A 24,143-nucleotide genomic window follows, 5' to 3' on the forward strand; every position below is an offset into this window, starting at 1 on the left:
CCCTCGTTGGGCGGCTTTTTTGATTGCTAACCGAAAAGGTATCAATGAGATGCCACTGTTGTCTGCTGGATAGGGAACAGCTTGTCGTACGCTAAGTTATAGATGTACGCATAAACCAGATAAAATGCCACTAAGCCAATATCCATCACCAGTGCTTGCCATAGGCTGATATTCAGCCACCAAGCGATTGCAGGCAAGGTTACCCAAAGCAGGCCTAACTCAAACAAAACGGCATGCAAAATACGGTGTTTTTGTTTTTTCTCTGTTGTACCCGTCCATTTCACCATACCTCTGTCAAACCACACGTTGTAGATGTAGTTCCAACCTGTTGCGAGCAGTGAAAAAGCGATACCCAAAACGCCAGTATGAGTTGGGTTGAATCCAAACAGGGACAGAATGCTCACGATGAAGATAAGACCTATTACCTCGAAGGCAATCGCGTGTCTGATCCTGTCTTTTACGGTTCTCATTGTTCATATCCTCCAAAAGATATGCCCATGATATTCAAAATTGAGATTGGTTTAAGTTAGGAACAATCCGATATTCGGATAGTTGACCGATATGCATGGATTTTATGTGCTCGGAATACTTGAGAATCTTGTCGAAAAGATAGTGAAAACCAAATGAAAAACATGATGTTAAGTGATGTTTGTGTGAGCTGATGCAATATTTTATTGTGCAAAACACCAGCATTGGGTGGTGAAATTTTATTCAAAATGACTAAGAAAGTAGATGACTCCAAACTTAGAGATCTGTCAAATAACCTGTTGATATAATGATCTAGGTCATTAATATTAACAATGAATTTACAAGAGCGGTTTTGCTTAGGTTTTCAGACGAAAGGGGAGCAGTGATGACATTTCAGCGTATTACTTCATCGATGCTATGCACCTTTGCGCCAATGATGGCGTGTCGAAAACCAGTACAGTAGTTTCCGCTTCCGTGAAAAACGGGCCGCGGAAATGTTCGCGGCATGTTTCAGTCACGGTGATCCCGTAATGTTACCCCGCAACATTTCCTGGCCTCCAGTTATCTCTAAATGGAGTGCATCATGAACCAATCAATTTACCTACGCCTTGCTACTTTTTTTGTTCGACTAGATATCAAGCGAGAAGAAGCCGCTTGGAGAAAAGCACATCGACGTGTTCGTTACTTAGGTGAGCCGCTTTCCGAGCATCTGCTAAAAGATATCGGTTTTGAGAGGGATGGTTTCTCAATGGGCCACACAGTGGCACCGGAATATAAGGCACAGCGAGAAGTGGCACGTATTCGTCGTCGGTTGCGGTTGAAACTCACGACGTAGACAGACGGGAGCTTCTCGTCAGAAGCTCCCAATCAAGAAACTATCAGCGAGGGACGACCCTCGCTGTATCACCGTCAACATTCACTTGAACTTGTTGGCCGACTTGAAAAATCATCTCTGGGTTTGCTTCTTGAACGATAGAAATAACTTGCCCGTCTTCCAGTCGAATCGTCAAGTTTACGCCATTGCGCCCGCCGACTTCACCGGCTGCTGCGCTACCTGCATACCCGCCAAGTAGTCCACCACCAATCGCGGCAATATCAGAGCCTGTGCCGCCGCCTACTTTAGACCCAAGAATTCCGCCAATCGCAGCCCCTGCAATGGTACCTATCAGGTTTGTTTGATCGGATGCATCGATGGTGACGGGCTCCGCTTTTACCACGGTACCGTAGTAGACCTCTTGTATCGTCCGCGTTTCAGCTGAACCATATGCGTCGCCATAGGGGTTTGGGGAGGTGCACCCAACAAGCAGGGAGAATGAGAGTAAAGACGCGATACCCAAATGCGTTGTCAATGTCATACGACCTCCTAGTTATCTAACAACTCAGGAAGTATAGGGTTGGGCAATGTGTTCGGATTGGTGAGAGAAAACAAAAAAGCACCTGTTGGTGCTTTTTCTTAAGATGAAGACATTTTGGGTGAGTAAATGGTCTGGTGTGATGACTTACACTGACCCCAAAAAACGTTACGGACACGGATTTGAGTATGTCGCGCCAATTTCTTCGATACGTTTGAGCAACTCGTCAGGTAGCTCCACATTGATCGATTCAATGTTGGATTTGAGCTGTCCCAACGTCGTGGCACCAATGATGTTGCTTGCAAGGAAAGGGCGAGTATTTACATATGCCAAGGCCATCTGAGCGGGGTCAATGGCAAAGTCTTTAGCAAGTTGAACATAAGCTTTTGTCGCGGCTTGCCCTTGTGGGGTGAAATAACGACTAAAGCGCTCCCAACGAGTGCAGCGCGCCCCTTCAGGACGCACACCATCAAGATACTTTCCGGACAGTACACCAAAGGCTAGCGGCGAATAGGCAAGTAATTCGATACCTTCCTGATGGCTAATCTCTGACAAGCCGACCTCGAAACTCCGGTTGAGCAGGTTGTAGGGGTTTTGAATGGAAACGATGCGGCTCAGGCTATGTTTTTCGGCGAGTCGCAGGTATTCCATTACACCCCAAGGGGTCTCGTTGGACACGCCGATATAACGAATCTTACCTTCACGCACCAGCTCAGTCAGTGCGTCGAGGGTGTCAAGAATCGACACACCCGAATTCTCATCTTGGTGGCTGTAATTCAGTTGACCAAAACTGTTTACGTGGCGTTGCGGCCAATGCACCTGATACAGGTCGATATAGTCGGTCTGAAGGCGGATCAAACTGTCTTCCACCGCTTGACGGACGTTTCTGCGATCAAGCGACATGTTCTCTCGGATATAAGGAACACCGCGCGGACCTGCAACTTTAGTTGCAATGATCACCTTATCCCGTTTGCCTGACTTATTGAGCCAACTACCGATATACTTCTCTGTCAGACCTTGCGTCTCAGGGGTTGGTGGTACTGCATACATTTCAGCAGTATCTATAAAATTCACACCCAAATCGAGCGCACAGGAGAGTTGCTCATGGGCATCTGCTTCTGTGTTTTGCTGGCCATAAGTCATCGTGCCCAAACAAATCTTACTGACGTCAAGGCTGGTATGGGGCAGAGTATGGTATTGCATCCTATCTCCTCGCTTGCGCTTATCTAAATCTGTCGCAGCAAATTGTCTCATTCATGACATGTACTCTCGCTTTCCATCTTAAAAGATTTGTGTTCGGGTACAAGCAAGAAATGGATAAGGGCTTTGTTCCAATCTCGCAGAACAGTTTTTCACCGCATACCATATTTTCAGACCTATACTTGAGTTAACAAACATTTAACATCAATGGCGTGACAGATGAAATTAAAGCAATTGAAGAACTGGATCCAATCTCACCCTGACAACGTGCCCCACTGTTTTGTCATGGCACATGCGGGAGGGGCGCAATATGTCGTTGAAGTGGAAGTGCGACATCAGCTTGAGCCGTTGAAAGATGATAAAACGAATGAAGTGATGCATTTCGATAGCGTAGAACAGGTTAGCGATAAATTGCGTGGTGTAGGGGTGAAAAAGGCCACATTAAGGTTGCTGGATCCGTATGACGAATTTGGTCCTGCCGATCCTTCTTGCAAAGAAGACATGGTGATAACGCTATAAAGCGGAAATAGAGCCGAAGCGCGAATTACCCTTCTTCAGGCAGCATAAAATGCCTAGCAAGGAGCTTGGCTGTAAACTGGGTACGCAAATAGAAACCACGAGGTAGGGTTTTAATCGGCTGGCCTTTTGCGCCGTATGCTTCTGTTTTAACTTTGCTGTTGGCTGCCTTGGGGCGAAGTTGGAGATACTCGCCATGTTTTGCCGAGATCTCGTGGACTTTACCCAGCACAATAAACTCCATCAATTCTTCCCAATCTGCTTTGAGTTGTGCCTCTTCCTCTTCATTGGCTTGCCAAAGCATCGGCATGCCGACACGTCGTTCACAAACGGGAATTTCGCGTTCACCTTCAACGGGGATCCAGAGCACCTTGGATAGCTTGTTGCGGATATGACTGGTTTCCCAAGTCAGACCTTGTACGCCTGTGAGTGGTGCAACACAAACGAACGTCGTCTCAAGAGGCTTTCCCAAATGGCTGATAGGAATAGACTTGAGCTCTATCCCCAGCTCTTGGAAATCTTGTTCGGGTTTGCTGCCCGCTGTTGCACCGAGACAGGTCTCTAACAGCATGCCCACCCATCCTTTCTCGCGACGAAGATCGGCAGGGCAGTGCAACCCATGTTGAGCGGCAAGCTCCCCCAACGAATATCCAGCAAGGCTGTATGCTCGCTCCAGTAATTCATTCTCTGTTTTTGGGGATGGGATCATGGGGTTTCCGGTAAGTAGTAGTCACGCAGTGCACGCTACCAGCACCTGAGTGAAAACGCCAGCAGTTCGCTTTGAGGTCAATTTTTGGCTTAGATGATCGGAAGAGTACGATGATCCGGCTAGTTATCCACAAGGCAAAATGGAAATACAGCGCAAAATACGTCACTGTGTGTATATACAGGCATTGTAATCCAATAATTTGCTTATGGTTTACCTGTTAAGCTTGTTTTTTAACCTGATTCTGTGGGTAACTCATTCTTTGGTGGATCTTTGACCAATTTAAGATCCGAAACATTTGTCTCTTTCTTTTTTACAATAACAATGCATGCTTATCAATTTAATGCCATGAATTAAAAGATCTTTTTTTTGTTGCCATTTAAGTTGGCTAGTCGCGTTAATACTATTATTTTTCGCGCGGAGACGATTAGGAAGTGGTTCTGCACAAATCTATCCACAGAAAGCGTGAATAAATGTGCGCTTTGTCTCACTGGTCTGTTTATAACTCCTGAAGAGAGGGTCTATTATCCCAGAAGGCGGTTGAAGCCCCCAAAAAATGCGTTTCAAATGCAATCTTTGTTTACCACTGTGCACATAGTGTGAAAAAATCACTGTTAATAGAGAATTTTTTGAGGTCGTCCAGTGATAGATGGCGATGGCTACCGTCCCAATGTAGGGATAGTGATATGTAATAGCCACGGTCAGGTTCTCTGGGCTCGTCGATATGGACAACATTCTTGGCAATTTCCTCAAGGCGGCATTGATGAAGGGGAGACCCCTGAACAAGCGATGTTCCGTGAATTGTATGAGGAAGTTGGTCTCACGAAAAAAGACGTAAAAATTCTGGCAACAAGCCGCCATTGGCTGCGTTATAAGTTGCCGAAGCGTTTGGTTCGTTGGGACTCCAAGCCTGTATGCATCGGGCAGAAGCAAAAATGGTTTTTGCTGAAGCTTGAGTGTGACGAGTCGAAAGTGAACATGCAGCGCGGAGGTACTCCCGAATTTGATGGCTGGCGTTGGGTCAGCTATTGGTATCCTGTGCGGCAAGTGGTTTCATTTAAACGCGATGTTTACCGACGTGCGATGAAGGAGTTCGCGCCGATGGCTATGCCCTTTCGAGAGAGGAAGGCAAAGCGCAAAGGTAAACGAGGGACCGCAAAAACATAGCGAAATAGCAATAACAGAGTGTATCGAGGGTACTGATGCTGACGAAACTGCGAGACATCGTTCATAACGTTGCTTCTTCAAGCGATGTGAAGCAGGCTCTCAATACTCTGGTGCGTGAGACCTGTATGGCGATGGAAACAGAGTGCTGCTCTGTCTATATCGCCGACCACGATCGTGAGATGTACGATCTTATGGCCACGCAAGGGCTGAACAAACGGGCCCGACGCATCTCTCTTAAATTCAACGAAGGTTTGGTTGGGTTAGTTGGGCGTCGTGCTGAACCCATCAACTTGGCGCATGCCAGTACTCACGCAGACTTCAAACATTTTCCCGGTATCGGCGAAGATATCTTTCACTCCTTTCTTGGCACCCCCATTATTTATCGGCGTAAAGTGTTGGGTGTACTCGTTGTACAGCAACATGAATCTCGCCAATTTGATGAAAGTGAAGAGTCCTTCCTTGTCACGCTCGCTGCGCAACTTGCGGTGGTCTTTGCGCATGCGAAAGCCCAAGGCTTTTGGCCCAACAATGCAAAAGGCGCATTGTTATTACAAGGGGCTGCCGCGTCACCGGGTGTGGCGATTGCGCAGGCATGGTGTGATGTTTCTCAACCACGCTTAGATCTTGTTTCTCCGGCATCCTGTTTGGATGTGGAAAAAGAGCGTGACCGTCTTGACGGTGCCATGAGTGCAGCCATTTCAGATTTTCGCCGCCTTAGGAAACGGTTTGATTCCGAGCTGAATCAGGAAACGTTGGCGATCTTCGATCTGTTTATCCACCTTCTCAATGATCCTATGTTGCGTAAGTCGATGAATAAATGCATCGAAAGTGGCGATCTGGCGGAATGGGCAGTTAGGCAGACAATCGATTCATTTGCGGAACGTTTTCAAAAAATGTCGGACCCTTACCTTCGTGAGCGTTCGAGCGATGTGAAAGAGTTAGGGCAGCGTCTTCTCTATTTCCTTGAAAATCAGGAAATCAAACAGTGGCAGTTTGATAAACCCATTATTTTGTTTGCGCGTGAACTCACCGCGGCGATGTTGGCGGCAATCCCTAGAGATCTGCTTGCCGGGGTTGTTGCAGAGGAAGGGGCAGTGAATGCGCATGCTGCAATTCTTGCTCGTGCGTTGGGTATCCCAGCAGTCATGGGGGTAGAGTTCAGCCCACAACTTGTTCATCGCAAGCCGCTTATTCTTGATGGCTTCAAAGGGAAGGTATTAGTTGAACCTGCCGATCATGTTCGTGCCGAGTATGAACGGCTAAGAGATGAAGAGCTTGAGCTTCAACAGGAAGTTGAAAGTGCGTTTACCAAGCACACGAAAACCGCTGATGGGGTGCGTATTGAAATTCATCTCAATGCAGGTTTAAGTGCGGATACCAGTATTGCCATCAACCGTGGCGTCGATGGCGTCGGTCTGTATCGCACTGAAGTTCCATTTTTAATGCAGCGCAGTTTTCCGTCCGAAGAAGAGCAAGTCAATCAATACAGGTCGATACTGGATAGCTATCCGAAGCAACCCGTTGTGATGCGTACCTTGGACATTGGCGGCGATAAGCCACTGCCTTATCTGAAGATAGAGGAAGACAATCCGTTTTTAGGGTGGCGAGGCATTCGCTTTACGCTGGATCATCCCGACATTTTCCTTATTCAAGTCCGTGCCATGCTGCGTGCGAGTATCGGCAGAGAGAACTTGTCTATTTTACTGCCTATGATTTCTGGCGTTTCAGAGCTTTTAGATGCGAAGAGCTTGATAGACAGAGCCTTTGAAGAGGTCTCAGAGTTGGCAGAACAAAGCAATCAAACGCTAAAAATGCCACGTATTGGGATCATGGTTGAAGTCCCATCTGTGTTATATCAGTTTGATGCGATTGCACCGCACATCGATTTTCTTTCCGTCGGAACCAACGATCTTACTCAGTATTTGCTGGCGGTCGATCGAAACAACGCCCGCGTTGCAGATGTCTATGATACATTTCACCCGTCTGTACTCGCAGTTTTACAGATGATTTTGGCAGCCAGTCAGCGGTTAAAGCTTCCCGTCAGTGTCTGTGGTGAGTTCGCGGGTGATCCTATTGGTGCTTTGCTGCTGGTGGGGATGGGATATCGACATTTGAGTATGAACACCCGTAGTGTTGCCAAAATTAAGTATGTGCTGCGCCATATTCCTTCTGATGCGCTTAAAACACACGTAGAAAAGATGCAATCCTTTGCAATAGCGGGTGACATAAGAAAAGCCTCCGAAGACTTTCTCGAACATTACAATCTTGGCGGGCTCATCCGAGTCGGCAAATAGGAATACTTTCATGATAGACGCCACCTTGTGGCTTTTTGCTGCCTGCTTAGTGCTGGGGAGCTTAGTCGGTTTGTTGGCGGGCCTTTTGGGGATCGGTGGCGGCTTATTGATTGTGCCGGCACTTTCTGTCCTTCTGCCTTGGGCTGACATTCCTCCGTCGTTAGTGATGCCAATGGCTTTGGCGACATCTCTCGCCAGTATTGTTGTGACTTCCTCTTCCTCCGCGTATACGCATTTTCGATTAGGAAATGTGCAACCTGCGGTGATTAAAACCCTACTGCCGGGCATCTTGATGGGCGGGCTGATCGGAAGTGGCGTCGCCGATTACTTACCGACGGAATACCTTCCAAAGGTGTTTGGTTCCATCGTTTTGTTTCTTGCGTTGCAAATGGCGTTGTCAATGCGCATCAAAGCAGCGAAACCTTTTCCCGCTCCGATAGTCGGAGTAATGAGTGGTGGGTTGATTGGTATGGTTTCTAGCCTCGCCGGTATCGGCGGTGGCTCGTTGACCGTGCCGTATCTCAACTATCACGGTGTTGAAATGCGAAAAGCCATTGGAAGTGCTTCGTTATGTGGTGTCTTTCTTGCGGTGGCTGGCATGAGTGGTTTTATCTTTTTTGGTCTCAAACAATCGGTCACTTTACCCTCGTATAGTATTGGCTATGTTTACATACCCGCACTGCTTGGTATTGTAGTGACCTCAGTGAACACAACGCGCTTTGGTGCACGCTTGGCGTCGAAATTGCCAACACACATTATTAAACGTGTTTTTGCTCTATTTTTACTCGTGGTTGGGGCGAGTATGTTTTTTTAATAAAGGATGACAATCGATGTCTCTGACATTTCCACAAATTGATCCGATTCTTATCGAAATAGGACCAGTCGCAGTTCGTTGGTATGGACTGATGTATCTGGCAGGCTTTGCTTTCGCGCTGTGGTTGGCTAACAGACGAGCGGATAAGCCAGGAAGTGGCTGGACACGCGACGAGGTCAGTGACCTATTATTCGCTGGCTTCTTGGGGGTTGTTCTCGGTGGGCGAATTGGCTATGTGCTGTTTTATCAGTTCGATGCGTTCCTCGCCGACCCGTTGTTTTTGTTTAAAGTCTGGACCGGCGGCATGTCCTTCCATGGAGGGTTGCTCGGTGTGATCACTGCCATGGCATGGTTTGCTCGCAAAACGAATCGTACCTTTTTTGCCGTGTCTGACTTTATTGCGCCATTGGTTCCTTTTGGTCTTGGTGCGGGGCGCTTAGGGAACTTCATCAACGGTGAACTTTGGGGACGAGCGACCGATGTCTCTTGGGGAATGATTTTCCCAACAGGCGGGCCTATCGCGCGCCATCCTTCGCAGCTTTATGAGTTCGCATTGGAAGGCGTCGTGCTATTTCTTATCCTTAACTGGTTTATTCGCAAGCCAAGACCAGCAGGCACGGTGTCAGGCCTATTCCTCATCGGTTACGGTACGTTCCGATTTATCGTGGAGTTTTTCCGTGAGCCGGATGCGCATCTAGGATTGTTTGGTAATTGGATCAGTATGGGCCAGATTTTGTCGACGCCAATGATTATTGTCGGTGTTCTGATGATGGTTTGGGCATATAAGAAAGACCAAAGCGCAGCCCGTCCTGCATAAGTTTCTATTTAGCCGCAGTCTTCTGCGGCTTTTGTTTTGAGTAACCCCTCGGTTTCCCGTCAGGGCTAAGTAAGGAAAAATCATGAAGCAATATCTTGATTTGATGCAGGATATCATCGACAACGGTAGTGACCGTGGCGATCGTACAGGCGTGGGTACTCGCTCTGTATTTGGTCGTCAATTGCGTTTTGACCTCAGCGAAGGTTTCCCGATGCTGACCACGAAGAAACTTTATACGCGTGCAATTATTCACGAGTTGCTTTGGTTTCTAAATGGCGATACCAACATCAAATACTTGCAAGATAACAACGTCAGTATTTGGGATGAATGGGCGACAGAAGCAGGCGACTTAGGCCCAGTTTATGGTGCGCAATGGCGTTCTTGGGCATGTCCTGACGGTTCGACGGTTGATCAGATTGCTGAGCTAGTCGAACAAATTAAAGCGAAGCCAAATTCACGTCGTCACATTATTACGGCTTGGAACCCAGCTGATTTGCCAAATGAAAGCATCAGCCCTCAAGCAAACGTGGATGAAGGAAAAATGGCACTGGCACCTTGTCATTGTTTGTTCCAATTCTATGTGGCTGACGGCAAACTTTCTTGTCAGCTGTATCAGCGCAGTGCTGACTACTTCTTGGGTGTACCGTTTAACATTGCGAGCTACGCGTTGTTGACACATATGATTGCGCAGCAATGTGATTTAGACGTAGGTGATTTCGTACATACCTTTGGTGATGTGCACTTGTATCACAACCATCTGACTGACGATATTGTCTATGAGCAGCTTAAACGTGAGCCGGGACCGCGACCAACCTTAAAAATTACGCGTAAGCCAGCGTCGATCTTTGACTACACGTTGGAAGACTTCGTGATTGAAGGGTATGAAGCGCAACCTTCGATTAAAGCACCTATCGCAATCTAACGTTTTAGAGTTCGTGCGAAGAAGCTGTACAAACCGGGTCATGCCCGGTTTTTTTGTACCTATCGTTCACGATAGGCATGAATTTGCACCTAGAAAGGCCGGTATAAAGAGTTGAGGTTGTTCTGTGTATGGATTCTAAAATACACGCCACGTCGCGTTAGGAGAGTTTGAGGGCGTTTTAAGAGGGGTTTAGAGACAGTTAAGAGTGAGTGCAAGTGATAGAAACAAAAACGCCCGCAGAATGCGGGCGTTTTTTAAATTCGCGTCGGCGAGATGCTTATTGCGTTGCCAGCATCACAATTGAAGGGATTGCGATGAAGACTAGGCCCAGGTATGCCACAACAGCCAGTTTGCTCTTCGCTGCAGCATCACCCAGCATCTCTGCGCACTTCAGTGGAATCTCACGCAGGAACGGCGTACCGAAGATTAGCAGTGTTGCCATGACGTTGAACACGAGGTGTACCAATGCGATTTGCAGTGCGAATACCGCGTTAGGGCCAGTAACCGCTGTTGCTGCAAGTAGTGCAGTGATACACGTACCGATGTTCGCACCCAAAGTGAACGGGTATACATCACGCACTTTCAGTACGTTTGTACCTACCAATGGAACCATCAGGCTTGTCGTTGTAGACGAAGACTGAACCAAGATAGTTACTAGGGTACCAGATACAATACCGTGGATTGGACCGCGACCGATTGCGCTGTGCAGCATGTCTTTTGCACGGCCAACCATCAAAGAGCGCATCAGTTTGCCCATCATTGTGATAGAGGCAAAAATCAGAGCAATACCAATCACTGCCAGTGCTACGCCACCCCAGCTACCTGGCAGGCCAGACAGCATGTCTTTGGTGCCACTTACAAGAGGTTTGGTGATTGGACCCATGAAGTCCAGACCTTTCATGCTCAGGCTACCGTCAAACATCAACGGAGCAACTAACCAGCTCGAGATTTTGTCCAGCAGACCGAACATCATTTCCAGAGGTAGGAAGATAGCAACAGCAATCAGGTTAAAAAAGTCGTGTACGGTTGCACAGGTAAATGCGCGGCGGAATTCTTCTTTACAGCGCGCGTGGCCTAAGCTAACCAAAGTGTTAGTTACAGTAGTACCGATGTTGGCACCCATAACCATAGGAATCGCTGTTTCTACTGGCAAGCCACCGGCTACCAGACCAACAATAATAGAAGTAACAGTACTAGAAGATTGGATCAGTGCAGTTGCAACGATACCGATCATCAGACCTGCTACAGGGTGAGATGCGAATTCGAAGAGTGTTTTTGCTTCGTCGCCAGCCGCCCATTTAAAACCACTACCAACCATTGATACCGCAAGAAGCAGTACATAAAGCATCAGCGCCAGGTTGGCCCAACGTACCCAATTCTTAGAGCTGTTAATCGGTGCAGCAGTAGAAGCTTGGGATGTCATAAAGAAATCTCCGTGACAGTTATATGTCAGATTTGTGTCAATGAATGAATCTGGCGCGGATATTAGGCATGAAATATTTCACTAATATTACAGTTTCGCGTTGAGGTGATATCCAATGAGGGGGAGGTGGCTAAAGTGAGTGTGGATTCTCATGTTTTTATCAAATAATTCATAAATTTATAGGCTATATTTGTAGTGATGTTTTTGTGGTTAATATTTGTCCGATCGCACCAATTAAGTAGAAATAGGCGTAAAATCATGGACTGATTGATGACAAACAAAAAATTCACATTGCGAAAAAAGTGATGTTTATGGTTGTATTATTCGGATATTCCGAGGTTTAATCTCAGAACAACCGATTTTTAATAAGTTAGCATCGGTGGCTAGACTATTATGGATAACTATTTATATATGGAGTGCTTTAAATGACTGATGCAATTCGTCAGTTTATGAAGATGGAATCAGCCGGTGGTTTGGTGCTGATTGTTGCTGCAATTTTGGCGATCATTATCGCTAATTCGCCATTGCAGCCACTGTACGACAGTGCGCTTCATACATACATCGCTGGCTTGTCTGTTAGCCACTGGATTAATGACGGCCTGATGGCCATCTTCTTTCTACTGATCGGACTTGAAGTAAAGCGAGAGCTTATTGAAGGTGCTCTCAACACGAAAGAAAAAGCGATTTTTCCTGCTATCGCAGCAGTCGGCGGTATGCTGGCACCTGCGTTGGTTTATTTAGCATTCAATGCTAACGATCCAGTAACGGCGAATGGTTGGGCGATTCCAGCTGCAACGGATATTGCCTTTGCACTCGGCGTCATGGCACTGCTGGGTAAGCGTGTTCCGCTAGCACTTAAAGTGTTCTTGTTGGCATTGGCGATTATTGATGATCTGGGTGTTATCGTCATCATTGCGTTGTTCTACAGCAGTGATCTGTCCGTGATGGCATTGACAGTCGCCTTTATTTCAACGGCGGTGCTGTTCCTCATGAACGTGAAGAACGTAACAGCAACGCGATGGTATCTCCTTGTGGGTGCGGTACTGTGGTTTAGTGTACTTAAATCTGGCGTTCATGCGACGCTAGCGGGCGTTGTGCTTGGTTTCGTGATTCCGCTCGATGGCGGTAAAGATGGAAAGTCGCCGCTCAAAGAACTTGAGCATGCAATTCACCCTTACGCCGCGTTCTTGATTCTGCCTATCTTTGCGTTTGCAAATGCAGGTGTGTCGTTGGATGGCGTGTCGTTTGATAGTTTGACCAATGTGCTGCCTATGGGTATTGCACTGGGTCTGTTGATTGGTAAGCCGCTGGGTATTTTTACCTTCAGCTGGGTTGCTGTGAAAATGGGCGTTGCGCGCCTACCTGAAAGCGTAAACTTTAAGCAAATCTTTGCTGTGTCCCTGTTGTGCGGGATTGGCTTTACGATGTCTATCTTTATTTCGTCACTGGCGTTTGTAGGCGTCGATCAAAGCTATATTACGTTATCACGACTGGGTATCTTGATTGGTTCAACAGTCTCGGCTCTGGCAGGTTATGCCCTGCTAAATGCTGTATTGCCGAAATCGAGTGAGGTGGAGGAAGATAGCGATGAGAAGAACGTTAGCATTGATTATTAGCGGTGTTGTACTGGCCGCTCCAGTCATGGCAATGGACAAATACGCGCATTGCTTCGACGATAACTCTACTGAAATCTGTAAGGCCTTTATGGCAGGAATGGAAGTAGAAAAGTCTGGTGAGTTTGTGACAGAAAAAGCGAGTCTGTCATCAACCAGCTTTGATAAAGACAGCCTTTTAGGTCGCGCTCTGGAGCAAAGAGCAGGAGAACGGGTGAGAACCTCTGTTCTGTCAACGAAAGGCTAGTACTACAAAACGAAAAGCGTCAGAATTACCTTTGCGTGATTCTGACGCTTTTTTGTTGGATTAATATGTCACACCTAAATTACAACCACCTTTATTACTTCTGGATGGTCTGCAAGCAAGGCTCTGTCACTAAAGCGGCGGAAGCATTGTTTCTTACGCCACAAACCGTGACAGGGCAGATACGCACCTTAGAGGAACGCCTGAATGGCAGGCTGACTAAGCGCGCGGGTCGTAATGTCGAGCCCACAGAGCTTGGACAGCTTGTTTTTAAGTACGCAGATAAGATGTTTGGCTTGAGCTATGAAATGCTTGATATCGTCAATTACAGCCAGCGAGAGAATCAACTCTTTGATGTTGGCGTTGCCGATGCATTGTCAAAGAACTTGGTAAGCCGAGTGTTGCTTAAAGCGATACCTGAAGATGACGGTATTCACTTGCGTTGTTTTGAATCCACCCACGAGCTGCTGCTTGAACAACTCAGTCAACACAAACTGGATATGATCTTGTCGGATTGCCCCGTCGACTCGGCGCAAAGCCCTGGACTATTCAGCGTGAAAATTGGCGAGAGTGTCATGAGCTTTTTTTGTTCAGGCAGCACGGCAAAAACGTCCTTTCCCGCCATCATCGAAGATTACAAACTCCTCATTCCTGGAAGCCGCACGGCGATGGGAAGAAAGCTGATGCATTGGTTTGATAGCCAAGGGATAACGCCAAATATCCTCGGTGAATTTGACGATGCGGCATTGATGAAAGCGTTTGGTGCCAATCATCAAGCGATGTTTGTGGCTCCAACATTCTATTCAGCAGATGTTCTAGACCTTCCTAATATACGAGAAATCGCAAAGGTGAAAGAGCTAAAGGAAGAGTACTATGTGATATTTGCTGAAAGGATGATTCAACACCCTGCGGTTAAGCGGATCTGTGAAGCGGACTTTGGGAAGCTTTTTCACTAGTCTGAAACTTTTGCAATTCCATTCTTAAACGCTGGGCATTGTCACCTTTTTGATCAGTGTTACACTTAAAATTAAAGCAAACAGTCTGTTAGGTGAGTAACGTTAGGCAGTAAGTATGGACTTAAAACAGATGCAAGAAAATGGGCCTAAGGCTGTGCAGTTGCTAAAAGCAATGGCGAACGAGCGCAGGCTCTTCATACTCTGCTATTTGCTAGAGGGTGAAATGTCAGTGGGAACGCTCAGCGAGAAGCTACAGCTTAGCCAGTCAGCCCTGTCTCAGCACTTGGCATGGCTTCGTCGCGATGGCTTAGTGGCGACGCGAAAAGAGGCGCAGACGGTCTACTACTCGCTGAAAAGCGTGGAAGTGCAGACGGTGATGTCGACGTTACACCAGCTTTATTGCAAATGAAAATTCGACACCAATAAAAAAACCGGCCAGAAGCCGGTTTTTTTATTTCAAATCGGAGCGCTATTACAGAGCTTTGATTTGAGCAGCCAGAGCAGCTTTATGACGAGCAGCTTTGTTCTTGTGGATCAGGCCTTTAGTAGCCATACGGTCAAGAATAGGCTGAGCTTCACCAAATGCTTTGGTTGCTGCTTCTTTATCGCCTGCTGCAATAGCTGCGATAGTTTTTTTCAGGTAAGTGCGCATCATTGAGCGACGGCTTGCGTTGTGCTGGCGACGCTTCTCAGACTGGATTGCACGCTTCTTAGCAGATTTGATATTCGCCAAGGGTCTAACTCCCAAATCTTATATTCGGTGACAATTTAAGGCCGAGGAATATGCCTCGTTTTACCCGAGTTGTCAATTCATTTGTGCAAATATCCGCCGCATAAACCATAGGAATGGCATGTGGTGGACATCGCGGTTAATATGGCGGCAGATTCTACCAGCATTCTTTGTATGAAGTAAGCCTTTTATCTGTGCTTTTCGCTGTGTCTGACCCGCTTTTGGTTCATTTGTAATGAGCTTGGGAGCGTTAATAAGAATTAATGTAATTACTTCATATCTTTTTTAAGGGGTTTATAAGTGTCAAAGCGATTACTTCGCTCAGGACTGATCGTGAGCTTTATGACCATGGTATCTCGTGTCATGGGGCTTGTTCGTGATGTGGTGATTGCGAATTTGATGGGGGCAGGAGCCGCCGCTGATGTGTTCTTTTTTGCAAACAAGATCCCTAACTTTCTGCGACGCTTATTCGCTGAAGGGGCTTTCTCTCAAGCCTTTGTGCCTGTGTTGGCTGAATACCAGGCCAGTGACGATAAATCGAAAACCCGTGAGTTGATTGCTTACACCTCTGGCACGTTAGGTGTATTGGTCACCATTGTAACCTTGGTGGGTGTTATCGCATCGCCCGTTATCACAGCCTTGTTTGGTATGGGCTGGTTTGTAGACTGGCTAAATGATGGGCCATCCGCTCATAAATTTGAATTGGCGTCAGTGATCCTGAAAATCACGTTCCCGTACCTCTGGTTCATTACCTTTGTCGCGTTAGCAGGATCTGTTCTCAATACATTGGGGCGATTTGCTGTCTCCTCTTTCACGCCCGTATTTTTAAACATTGCGATGATATCGGCTGCGCTTTTCATCGCGCCGGGGATGGAACAGCCAGAGATCGGTTTAGGTATCGGGGTGTTCCTTGGTGGATTGATTCAATTCGCATTTCAAATACCATTTCTATACCGTGAAGGGATGCTGGTTCGTCCTAAGTGGGGATGGTCTCACCCTGGCGTAACGAAAATCCGAACCCTGATGATACCTGCTTTGTTTGGTGTTTCGGTCAGCCAAATCAATTTGCTTCTTGATACGTTTATTGCGAGTTTCCTTGCGACAGGATCAATCAGCTGGCTGTATTACTCCGACCGTTTGTTAGAGTTCCCATTAGGGCTTTTTGGTATTGCTATCGCAACGGTGATTTTGCCTGCGTTGTCTAAAAAACACGTTGAGCAGTCTTCAGGTCAGTTTGCCAGCACCATGGATTGGGGCGTGCGCATGGTTCTTCTTCTGGGTGCACCAGCCATGATTGGCATGATTGTACTCGCCAAACCTATGCTGATGGTTTTGTTTATGCGCGGCGAATTTGGTGCATCAGATGTGGATGCCGCCTCGTTATCATTGGTCGCCTATTCATCAGGCTTACTGAATTTCATGCTGATCAAAGTGCTTGCCCCAGGGTATTTCGCACGTCAAGACACGAAAACGCCAGTGCGTTACGGGATTGTCGCCATGGTGAGCAATATGGTGTTTAACCTGATTTTTGCGTATTTCTATGGTTATGTCGGTTTGGCAATGGCGACCGCGCTATCGGCATTCGTGAATGCGGGTCTTCTTTATCGCGGCCTTCACAAGCAAGGCGTGTATCGCATCAGCAAAGAAACCGCGTTGTTTGCGCTACGTTTGGTGGTTGGCGTAGTGATAATGGGAAGCCTAATCGTGGCGTTGATGCCTGAAAATGCGCAATGGCTGGCGATGAACCTTTGGGAAAGAACATATAATTTAAGCGGGCTAATTGTTGCGGGAGCAGGGGCTTACCTTGTGACTTTGGTGATTTTAGGCCTGAGACCACGTCATCTTCGAGCAGAAAGCTGATTGCGGCCTTTGAATAGTATATAATCCGTCGGTTTTTTTATGGGGACAGCAGTTTTACCAGTATGGAATTGATCCGAGGTATCCATAACATTCGTGAAAAACATCACGGGTGCGTTTTGACCATTGGCAACTTTGATGGTGTGCATTTAGGGCATCAGAAAGTGCTTCGCCGTGTGGTGGAGAAAGCGCGTGAATTGGGTTTGCCTGCAATGGTAATGCTGTTTGAACCTCAGCCTCGAGAGCTTTTCACGTCAGAAAGTGCGCCTGCGCGACTGACGCGTTTACGTGATAAGTACGTGCAATTGACCGAGCTAGGTGTGGATAGACTGATTGTGGTCAATTTCAACGCCAAATTCGCGGCGATGACGCCTTATGACTTCGTTCATCGCTTGTTGGTTGAACAATTGGGTGTTAAGTTTCTCGTTGTTGGTGATGATTTTCGCTTTGGTGCTCAGCGTCAGGGCGATTTTTGTTATCTGCAACAACAGGCCACTGATGCCGGTTTTGACGTGGTGAGTACACAAAGCTTCACGCTCTCTGAGCAGCGTGTCAGCAGTACGGCCATTCGAGATGAACTCGCCGCTGGGCATCAGGACGCGGCAGAAGAGATGTTAGGTCGCCCATACAGTATCAGTGGTCGTGTTTCTCACGGCAAGAAACTGGGTAGAACGATCGGATTCCCGACTGCCAATGTCCCCCTTAAACGACGTGTTTCGCCGGTTTCTGGCGTTTATGTTGTTAAAGTTGGCGGCATAAGAGAAGAACAATGGTTAGGGGGTGTTGCGAACGTTGGCACACGACCTACCGTCAACGGTGTACGCCAACAATTGGAAGTGCACCTTTTCGACCTTAAAGAAGATCTTTATGGTCGACACATCGAAGTCCAGCTTCTTCATAAGCTGCGCGACGAGATGAAATTCGGCTCAATTGATGAATTGAAAGCCCAAATTGAACTTGATGCTCAGACAGCGCGTGCGTGGCTGTCTGCGTTGACCGAAGAATAATGTCCATATACGGAATGAACAATCAATGAGTGACTTTAAAGATACCTTAAACCTGCCGGAAACCGCGTTTCCGATGCGAGGTAATCTTGCTCAGCGCGAGCCACAGATGCTTAAGCGCTGGTATGACGAAGATCTTTACGGCGAAATCCGTAAAGCGAAGAAAGGCAAAAAATCTTTCATCCTGCATGACGGCCCTCCGTATGCAAACGGCAATATTCATATTGGTCACTCAGTAAACAAGATCCTTAAAGACATTATTATTAAGTCCAAAACATTGTCGGACTTTGACGCACCGTACGTACCTGGTTGGGACTGTCACGGTCTGCCAATCGAACTGATGGTAGAAAAGAAAGTCGGTAAGCCAGGCCAAAAAGTGTCTGCGGCTGAGTTTCGTCAAAAATGTCGTGAGTATGCTGCTCAGCAAGTTGAAGGCCAAAAAGCGGACTTCAAACGTCTGGGTGTGTTGGGTGAGTGGGACAAACCCTACCTGACAATGGACTTTGGTACAGAAGCAAACATCATTCGTGCACTGGGTAAAATCGCAGGCAATGGTCACCTTCACAAAGGTTTCAAACCTGTTCACTGGTGTACAGACTGTGGTTCTGCGCTAGCAGAAGCGGAAGTGGAATACGAGAACAAGGTTTCTCCGTCTATCGACGTTATGTTCCGTGCTGTAGACGAAGCAGCTGTGCTGTCTAAGTTTAAGATGACCGAAGGCCATGAAGGTCAAGGTGACGTGTCTATCGTTATCTGGACTACCACGCCTTGGACGTTGCCTGCTAACCGTGCAGTCGCTGTTTCAGACAAACTGGAATATGTGCTGGTTCAAGTGGAAGGTGATACACCGCGTCGCTTGATCGTTGCATCTGAGCTGGCGAAAGACGTGATGGATCGTGCCGGTATCGAGCACTTCCATAATCTGGGCTTCTGTAAAGGTGACGAGCTGGAGCTGCTGCGCTTCAACCACCCATTCTATAGCTTTGACGTACCAGTAATCTGTGGTGACCACGTGACGACTGAATCTGGTACGGGTGTTGTTCACACCGCACCAGGTCACGGTCAAGAAGACTTCGTGGTAGGCCAGAAATATGGTCTGGAAGTGGCAAACCCTGTTGGTAGCAACGGCGTTTACCTGCCAGATACTGAGTTGTTTGCCGGCCAACACGTGCTGAAAGCGAACAACAGTGTATTGGACGTGCTGAAAGAGCATGGTGCGCTTTTGCATCACCACGCATACGAGCATAGCTACCCGCATTGCTGGCGTCACAAAACACCGATTATCTTCCGCGCGACTCCGCAGTGGTTTATCTCTATGGAGAAAGCCGGTCTGCGTGCAAAAGCACTGGAAGAGATCAAAAACGTTCAGTGGATCCCTGAGTGGGGCCAAAACCGCATCGAAGCGATGGTTGAAGGTCGTCCAGACTGGTGTATCTCACGTCAACGTACGTGGGGCGTGCCAATCGCACTGTTTGTTCATAAAGAAACAGCAGAATTGCACCCGAATACCGTTGAGCTAATTGAAAAAGTGGCTCAAAAAGTTGAGCAAACTGGCATTCAAGCGTGGTGGGATCTGGACGCAGAAGAGATTCTGGGTGCAGATGCTGCAAACTACGAGAAAGTGCTGGATACGCTGGACGTATGGTTTGACTCTGGTGCGACGCACTACGCGGTTGTGAATCAGCGCGAAGAGTTCAATGGCCACGAAGCAGACATGTACTTGGAAGGCTCTGACCAACACCGTGGTTGGTTCCAGTCATCGCTGATGACATCTGTTGCCATTAAAAATGCAGCACCTTACAAGCAAGTTCTGACGCACGGTTTCACCGTTGATGGTCAAGGCCGTAAGATGTCTAAATCTATCGGTAACGTTGTATCGCCTCAAGAAGTGATGAACAAGCTAGGTGGTGACATCCTGCGTCTGTGGGTTGCATCGACTGACTACACTGGCGAAATGACGGTGTCAGATCAAATCTTGAACCGCAGTGCTGATGCGTATCGCCGTATTCGTAACACCGCGCGTTTCTTGCTGGCTAACCTGAATGGTTTCAACCCAGAAACTGACATGGTTGCACCAGAAGACATGGTAGTTGCGGACCGTTGGGCGGTTGGCAAAGCGTTGGAAGCTCAGGAAGAAATCCTGAAAGCATTTGAAGAATGTAACTTCCACGCAGTGACTCAACGTCTGATGCAGTTCTGTTCTGTAGAAATGGGTTCATTCTACCTAGACATCATCAAAGACCGTCAGTACACCGCGAAAGCAGGTGGTCATGCGCACCGTAGTTGTCAAACGGCACTGTTCCACATCGTGGAAGCGTTAGTTCGCTGGATGGCACCAATCATGTCGTTCACTGCTGATGAAATTTGGAACGAAATGCCAGGCAACCGTACCAAGTTCGTATTCACTGAAGTGTGGTACGACGGCCTGTTCGGTCTGGGTGATGACGAGCAACTAAATAACGCGTTCTGGGCAGAGCTTCTGCGTGTACGTGGTGCTGTGAACAAAGTGCTAGAACAAGCGCGTAGCGAGAAAGTGCTCGGCGGTTCTTTGGAAGCAGAGATTACTTTGTACGCGAAGCCAGAATTTGCAGCGAAACTGCAAGCAATGGGTGACGAACTGCGTTTTGTATTACTGACATCAAAAGCAGACGTTGTTGCAGCGGAAACGGCACCTGAATCAGCTGTGGCTACTGAAATTGAAGGTCTGGCTGTTGCGGTTGCGAAGTCTGAAGCAGAGAAGTGTGAGCGTTGCTGGCACCATGTTGCAGATGTTGGCACCATTGCGACTCACGAAACGATTTGTGGCCGCTGTGTGAGCAACATCGACGGTGAAGGCGAAACGCGCCAGTTCGCGTAACCTAGCCTGTAACGATAGGATAGCTGGATGAAAGATCTGACAGCGAAACAATCAGGACTGCGCTGGCTATGGCTAGCGCTTCTGGTCTTCGTGCTGGATATCGGTAGCAAGCTACTGGTGATGAATACGATGGGGTATGGTTGGTCGAATCGCATTGAGATCCTGCCATTTTTTAACCTGCTCTATGTTCACAACTATGGCGCAGCATTTAGTTTTCTAAGTGATGCTGGTGGTTGGCAACGTTGGTTCTTTGCCGCCATTGCTTTGGGTGTGTCGGGTATGCTTGCATACTGGATGCGTTGTACGCCAAGCAGCAATAAGATTTTAAACATTGCGTATGCGCTGGTCATTGGTGGCGCGATTGGTAATCTGTTTGATCGATTGGTGCATGGTTTTGTGGTCGACTTCCTCGATTTTTATGTCGGAAATAGCCACTGGCCAGCCTTCAATCTTGCTGACACCGCCATTTGTATCGGTGCCGGATTGATCATTTTAGATAGCTTCCTCGCTTCCAAGAAGCCGCAGGCCGAAGCCAAGTAAGTGGGTTCGGTTCGCAACGAGTAAAAATATTGGCGCTGGCTGCATCTGTAGTCGGCGCCAAATCGTATTAAAACAATGATAACCCGTCAGATCTTAAGGATTTGTCAGGAATGGCCCCTAGGCCTTTTTACGTTAACCAATGCTGGTTCATTGTGGCATTGGGAATGGCACCAAGGATGAGTCAATGACAAAAATTAGCGCGAATAGCGAAGTGCTGATGCACTTTACGATCAAACTGGAAGATGGCTCGGTGGCAGACAGCACCAAAACCAGTGGAAAGCCAGCCAAACTGGTAATGGGTGACGGTAGTCTGACTGAGAACTTCGAAAAGTGCTTAGTTGGTTTGTCAGAGGGAGAAGCGGCAAGTTTTACCCTTGAGCCCGATGACGCGTTTGGTCAGCCAAATCCAGATAATATCCAGCATATGGATCGAACGCTGTTTGTCGGTGATGCACCTGCCGAAGAGGGAACGATCATCGCTTTTGCGGGTCCAGGTGGACAGGAAATCCCCGGCGTGATTACGGAAGTTGCGGGAGAGTCTGTCACGGTGGATTTTAATCACCCACTCGCCGGACATCGCGTTATCTTTGACGTGGAAATCGTAAAGGTCAGTTAAGACCAGAGAACAAAAAGGCAAGCAAATGAAAGTCATGCTAGCTAACCCGCGTGGGTTTTGTGCCGGTGTTGATCGTGCTATCAGCATCGTTGAACGCGCATTGGAACTTTATCAGCCACCAATTTACGTGCGTCATGAAGTGGTGCACAACCGTTTTGTGGTTGAAGGTCTGAAAGCGCGAGGTGCTGTGTTCGTTGAAGAACTGAATGAAGTGCCCGATGACAGCATCGTTATCTTTTCTGCACATGGCGTCTCCCAAGCTGTTCGCAATGAGGCAAAGTCACGTCAGTTGACGGTATTTGATGCCACTTGCCCCTTGGTGACCAAAGTGCATATGGAGGTGGCTCGCGCGAGTCGTCGTGATATGGAAGTGGTCTTGATCGGTCATGCTGGACACCCTGAGGTCGTCGGCACAATGGGACAATATGCGAGCGAAGACGGTGGTATGTACCTGGTTGAAACACCAGACGATGTGTACACGCTCAATGTGAAAGACCCATCGAATCTTCACTACGTGAGTCAGACCACGTTATCAGTGGACGAAACGGCAGACGTGATCGATACCCTTCGCAAGGTGTTTCCTGACATTCAGGGACCACGCAAAGATGATATTTGCTATGCCACCCAGAATCGCCAAGATGCTGTGCGTGATTTAGCAGCCCAATGTGATGTGATGATCGTGGTGGGCTCTAAAAATAGCTCTAATTCAAATCGACTTCGAGAGCTAAGTGAGAAACTTGGCACACCCGCTTATCTGACCGATTGTGCGGAAGATGTTCAATTACAATGGTTTGACGGTAAAAAGAAAGTGGGTGTTACCGCAGGAGCTTCTGCGCCTGAAGAGTTGGTAAATCTCATTATCTCGCAAATAGAAGCCTTTGGCGGATTGGCGGTTGAAGAGCTGAAAGGGCGAGAAGAAAATATGTTCTTTGAAGTGCCTCGTGAGCTGCAAGTAAAACAGATTCAGTGATCTTCATCGAATGAAAAAAGGGAGCTTGTTGCTCCCTTTTTTACGCCCAGGTAGGTGATATACATCACCCTACGAAAAGAGTAGAGTTGAACGATAGTTAATGAAACAGTGTGAGATTAAGGCACTGAAACAGGAAGTTAAAAGAGGTAAACATGGTTCGCATAGCAATTGCGGGAGCTGCTGGCCGTATGGGTCGACAGCTGATTCAAGCTACTGATGCAATGGATGGCGCGGTAGTGGCGGCAGCGAGTGAGCGCCCAGAGTCCAGCCTTATAGGGACAGATGCCGGCGAGCTTGCGGGCATTGGCAAGCGAGATGTCACCATCGTCGATGATTTGGCGAAAGTGGCGGATGACTTTGATGTCATTATCGACTTTACGGCTCCTGTCCCAACACTTAAGAATCTCGAATTGTGCCGTGAATATGGCAAAAAGCTGATCATCGGCACAACGGGCTTCACGGACGAGCAGCGCGCCCAAATCGATGCGGCAATAGATGTCGGTATTGTGATGGCACCCAACTATAGTGTTGGTGTTAACCTGGTATTTAAACTGCTTGAAAAAGCGGCGAAAGTGATGGGCGACTATTGTGATATTGAAATCGTCGAGGCACACCACCGCCATAAGGTAGATGCACCCTCAGGTACAGCTATCGGTATGGGAGAAGCTATTGCGGGTGCCATGGGTAACAAACTTAGCGACGTCGCGGTATATGCACGCGAAGGTATTACTGGCGAAAGGACGCGTGACGAAATTGGTTTTGCGACCATCCGTGCAGGAGACATTGTTGGAGAGCATACTGCGATGTTTGTTGATATCGGTGAGCGCGTGGAAATTACTCACAAAGCGTCCAATCGTATGACGTTTGCCAATGGTGCAGTGCGCGCTGCTATCTGGTTAGCGGGTAAGGAAGCCGGCTTCTACACGATGCAAGATGTGCTTGAACTCGATACGCTCTAATGCCTAACTATGCATTGAGCTTCGGCTGTATGCATGGTGTTTTCATCGAGTAAACGCAAAACTCATGTCGTGCCTAAAGGGGGCGTTTAAGTAACTTAAGTTGTTTAAATGGCCCTTT

The 24,143-nt window shown here is 47.7% G+C and carries 24 protein-coding genes; 18 read left to right on the plus strand and 6 right to left on the minus strand.

What is annotated here, in order from left to right:
- Window positions 1–41 precede the first annotated feature (41 nt).
- Entirely contained in the window at window positions 42–470 is a 429-nt protein-coding gene (locus LRP49_RS22080; protein ID WP_274145067.1) for a PACE efflux transporter, read from the minus strand.
- Between the two features lie 581 nt (window positions 471–1,051).
- On the opposite strand from LRP49_RS22080, the gene LRP49_RS22085 reads away from it, so the two are divergent.
- Window positions 1,052–1,303 (plus strand): DUF1127 domain-containing protein, encoded by a 252-nt coding sequence (locus tag LRP49_RS22085; protein WP_274145069.1) that lies wholly within the window; start codon window positions 1,052–1,054, stop codon window positions 1,301–1,303.
- Between the two features lie 43 nt (window positions 1,304–1,346).
- Here the strand turns inward: LRP49_RS22085 and LRP49_RS22090 are convergent, their stop codons facing one another.
- Both LRP49_RS22090 and LRP49_RS22095 read right to left on the minus strand, forming a co-directional pair.
- Window positions 1,347–1,823: an outer membrane lipoprotein gene (locus LRP49_RS22090; protein WP_274145071.1), complete on the minus strand. Its 477-nt coding sequence runs from the start codon at window positions 1,821–1,823 to the stop codon at window positions 1,347–1,349.
- 165 nt (window positions 1,824–1,988) lie between these two features.
- Window positions 1,989–3,023 carry an NADP(H)-dependent aldo-keto reductase gene (locus tag LRP49_RS22095; RefSeq protein ID WP_274145072.1) on the minus strand — a complete coding sequence of 345 codons (1,035 nt, stop codon included), beginning with the start codon at window positions 3,021–3,023 and terminating at the stop codon, window positions 1,989–1,991.
- Between the two features lie 216 nt (window positions 3,024–3,239).
- Here LRP49_RS22095 and LRP49_RS22100 point away from each other — a divergent pair, with 216 nt between their 5' ends.
- The gene (locus LRP49_RS22100) at window positions 3,240–3,539 is read left to right on the plus strand and encodes a DUF6482 family protein (protein WP_274145074.1); all 300 of its coding nucleotides are present in this window, start codon (window positions 3,240–3,242) and stop codon (window positions 3,537–3,539) included.
- A 25-nt stretch (window positions 3,540–3,564) separates the two neighbouring features.
- On the opposite strand, the gene mutH is transcribed toward LRP49_RS22100, so the two are convergent.
- Window positions 3,565–4,245: a DNA mismatch repair endonuclease MutH gene (mutH, locus tag LRP49_RS22105; RefSeq protein ID WP_274145075.1), complete on the minus strand. Its 681-nt coding sequence runs from the start codon at window positions 4,243–4,245 to the stop codon at window positions 3,565–3,567.
- A 639-nt stretch (window positions 4,246–4,884) separates the two neighbouring features.
- Here mutH and rppH point away from each other — a divergent pair.
- From rppH to LRP49_RS22130, 5 genes are all read left to right on the plus strand, one after another.
- On the plus strand, window positions 4,885–5,409 hold the full coding sequence (gene rppH, locus LRP49_RS22110) for an RNA pyrophosphohydrolase (RefSeq protein ID WP_067420147.1): 525 nt from the start codon (window positions 4,885–4,887) through the stop codon (window positions 5,407–5,409).
- Between the two features lie 35 nt (window positions 5,410–5,444).
- Complete coding sequence (ptsP, locus tag LRP49_RS22115; RefSeq protein WP_274145079.1) at window positions 5,445–7,703, plus strand: phosphoenolpyruvate--protein phosphotransferase; 2,259 nt, start codon at window positions 5,445–5,447, stop codon at window positions 7,701–7,703.
- Window positions 7,704–7,713: 10 nt separating this feature from the next.
- A complete protein-coding gene (locus LRP49_RS22120; RefSeq protein WP_274145081.1) occupies window positions 7,714–8,517 on the plus strand; it encodes a sulfite exporter TauE/SafE family protein in 804 nt (267 codons plus the stop codon).
- A gap of 16 nt (window positions 8,518–8,533) precedes the next feature.
- Window positions 8,534–9,334: a prolipoprotein diacylglyceryl transferase gene (lgt, locus tag LRP49_RS22125; protein ID WP_274145083.1), complete on the plus strand. Its 801-nt coding sequence runs from the start codon at window positions 8,534–8,536 to the stop codon at window positions 9,332–9,334.
- An 82-nt stretch (window positions 9,335–9,416) separates the two neighbouring features.
- Window positions 9,417–10,256, plus strand: a complete 840-nt coding sequence (locus LRP49_RS22130) for a thymidylate synthase (RefSeq protein WP_274145085.1) — start codon at window positions 9,417–9,419, stop codon at window positions 10,254–10,256.
- A gap of 277 nt (window positions 10,257–10,533) precedes the next feature.
- Here LRP49_RS22130 and LRP49_RS22135 read toward each other — a convergent pair whose 3' ends face one another.
- Window positions 10,534–11,679 (minus strand): Na/Pi symporter, encoded by a 1,146-nt coding sequence (locus tag LRP49_RS22135; protein WP_274145087.1) that lies wholly within the window; start codon window positions 11,677–11,679, stop codon window positions 10,534–10,536.
- Between the two features lie 425 nt (window positions 11,680–12,104).
- Between LRP49_RS22135 and nhaA the strand changes: the two genes are divergently transcribed.
- From nhaA to LRP49_RS22155, 4 genes are all read left to right on the plus strand, one after another.
- Complete coding sequence (gene nhaA, locus LRP49_RS22140) at window positions 12,105–13,295, plus strand: Na+/H+ antiporter NhaA (RefSeq protein WP_274145088.1); 1,191 nt, start codon at window positions 12,105–12,107, stop codon at window positions 13,293–13,295.
- On the plus strand, window positions 13,267–13,539 hold the full coding sequence (locus LRP49_RS22145; RefSeq protein WP_274145089.1) for a hypothetical protein: 273 nt from the start codon (window positions 13,267–13,269) through the stop codon (window positions 13,537–13,539). The genes nhaA and LRP49_RS22145 overlap by 29 nt, the downstream gene beginning before the upstream one ends.
- 65 nt (window positions 13,540–13,604) lie before the next feature.
- On the plus strand, window positions 13,605–14,492 hold the full coding sequence (gene nhaR / locus LRP49_RS22150; protein WP_274145091.1) for a transcriptional activator NhaR: 888 nt from the start codon (window positions 13,605–13,607) through the stop codon (window positions 14,490–14,492).
- Between the two features lie 115 nt (window positions 14,493–14,607).
- A complete protein-coding gene (locus LRP49_RS22155) occupies window positions 14,608–14,901 on the plus strand; it encodes an ArsR/SmtB family transcription factor (protein WP_274145093.1) in 294 nt (97 codons plus the stop codon).
- 63 nt (window positions 14,902–14,964) lie between these two features.
- Here the strand turns inward: LRP49_RS22155 and rpsT are convergent, their stop codons facing one another.
- The gene (rpsT, locus tag LRP49_RS22160; protein ID WP_274145094.1) at window positions 14,965–15,225 is read right to left on the minus strand and encodes a 30S ribosomal protein S20; all 261 of its coding nucleotides are present in this window, start codon (window positions 15,223–15,225) and stop codon (window positions 14,965–14,967) included.
- Between the two features lie 297 nt (window positions 15,226–15,522).
- Between rpsT and murJ the strand changes: the two genes are divergently transcribed.
- The 7 genes from murJ to dapB all read left to right on the plus strand — a co-directional run bounded on the left by murJ (window position 15,523) and on the right by dapB (window position 24,025).
- Window positions 15,523–17,082, plus strand: coding sequence for a murein biosynthesis integral membrane protein MurJ (murJ, locus tag LRP49_RS22165; protein WP_274145096.1), 1,560 nt, complete (start codon window positions 15,523–15,525; stop codon window positions 17,080–17,082).
- Between the two features lie 62 nt (window positions 17,083–17,144).
- Window positions 17,145–18,086 carry a bifunctional riboflavin kinase/FAD synthetase gene (gene ribF / locus LRP49_RS22170; protein WP_274145098.1) on the plus strand — a complete coding sequence of 314 codons (942 nt, stop codon included), beginning with the start codon at window positions 17,145–17,147 and terminating at the stop codon, window positions 18,084–18,086.
- Window positions 18,087–18,111: 25 nt separating this feature from the next.
- The gene (ileS, locus tag LRP49_RS22175) at window positions 18,112–20,940 is read left to right on the plus strand and encodes an isoleucine--tRNA ligase (protein WP_274145100.1); all 2,829 of its coding nucleotides are present in this window, start codon (window positions 18,112–18,114) and stop codon (window positions 20,938–20,940) included.
- A gap of 27 nt (window positions 20,941–20,967) precedes the next feature.
- Window positions 20,968–21,480 (plus strand): signal peptidase II, encoded by a 513-nt coding sequence (gene lspA, locus LRP49_RS22180; RefSeq protein ID WP_274145102.1) that lies wholly within the window; start codon window positions 20,968–20,970, stop codon window positions 21,478–21,480.
- A gap of 184 nt (window positions 21,481–21,664) precedes the next feature.
- Complete coding sequence (fkpB, locus tag LRP49_RS22185) at window positions 21,665–22,096, plus strand: FKBP-type peptidyl-prolyl cis-trans isomerase (protein ID WP_274145104.1); 432 nt, start codon at window positions 21,665–21,667, stop codon at window positions 22,094–22,096.
- Window positions 22,097–22,121: 25 nt separating this feature from the next.
- Window positions 22,122–23,066, plus strand: a complete 945-nt coding sequence (gene ispH / locus LRP49_RS22190) for a 4-hydroxy-3-methylbut-2-enyl diphosphate reductase (RefSeq protein WP_274145105.1) — start codon at window positions 22,122–22,124, stop codon at window positions 23,064–23,066.
- 152 nt (window positions 23,067–23,218) lie between these two features.
- Window positions 23,219–24,025 carry a 4-hydroxy-tetrahydrodipicolinate reductase gene (gene dapB / locus LRP49_RS22195; protein ID WP_274145107.1) on the plus strand — a complete coding sequence of 269 codons (807 nt, stop codon included), beginning with the start codon at window positions 23,219–23,221 and terminating at the stop codon, window positions 24,023–24,025.
- The last annotated feature ends 118 nt before the right edge of the window (window positions 24,026–24,143 follow it).

This window comes from Enterovibrio qingdaonensis, from assembly GCF_028683135.1.
GTDB lineage: Bacteria > Pseudomonadota > Gammaproteobacteria > Enterobacterales > Vibrionaceae > Enterovibrio > Enterovibrio qingdaonensis.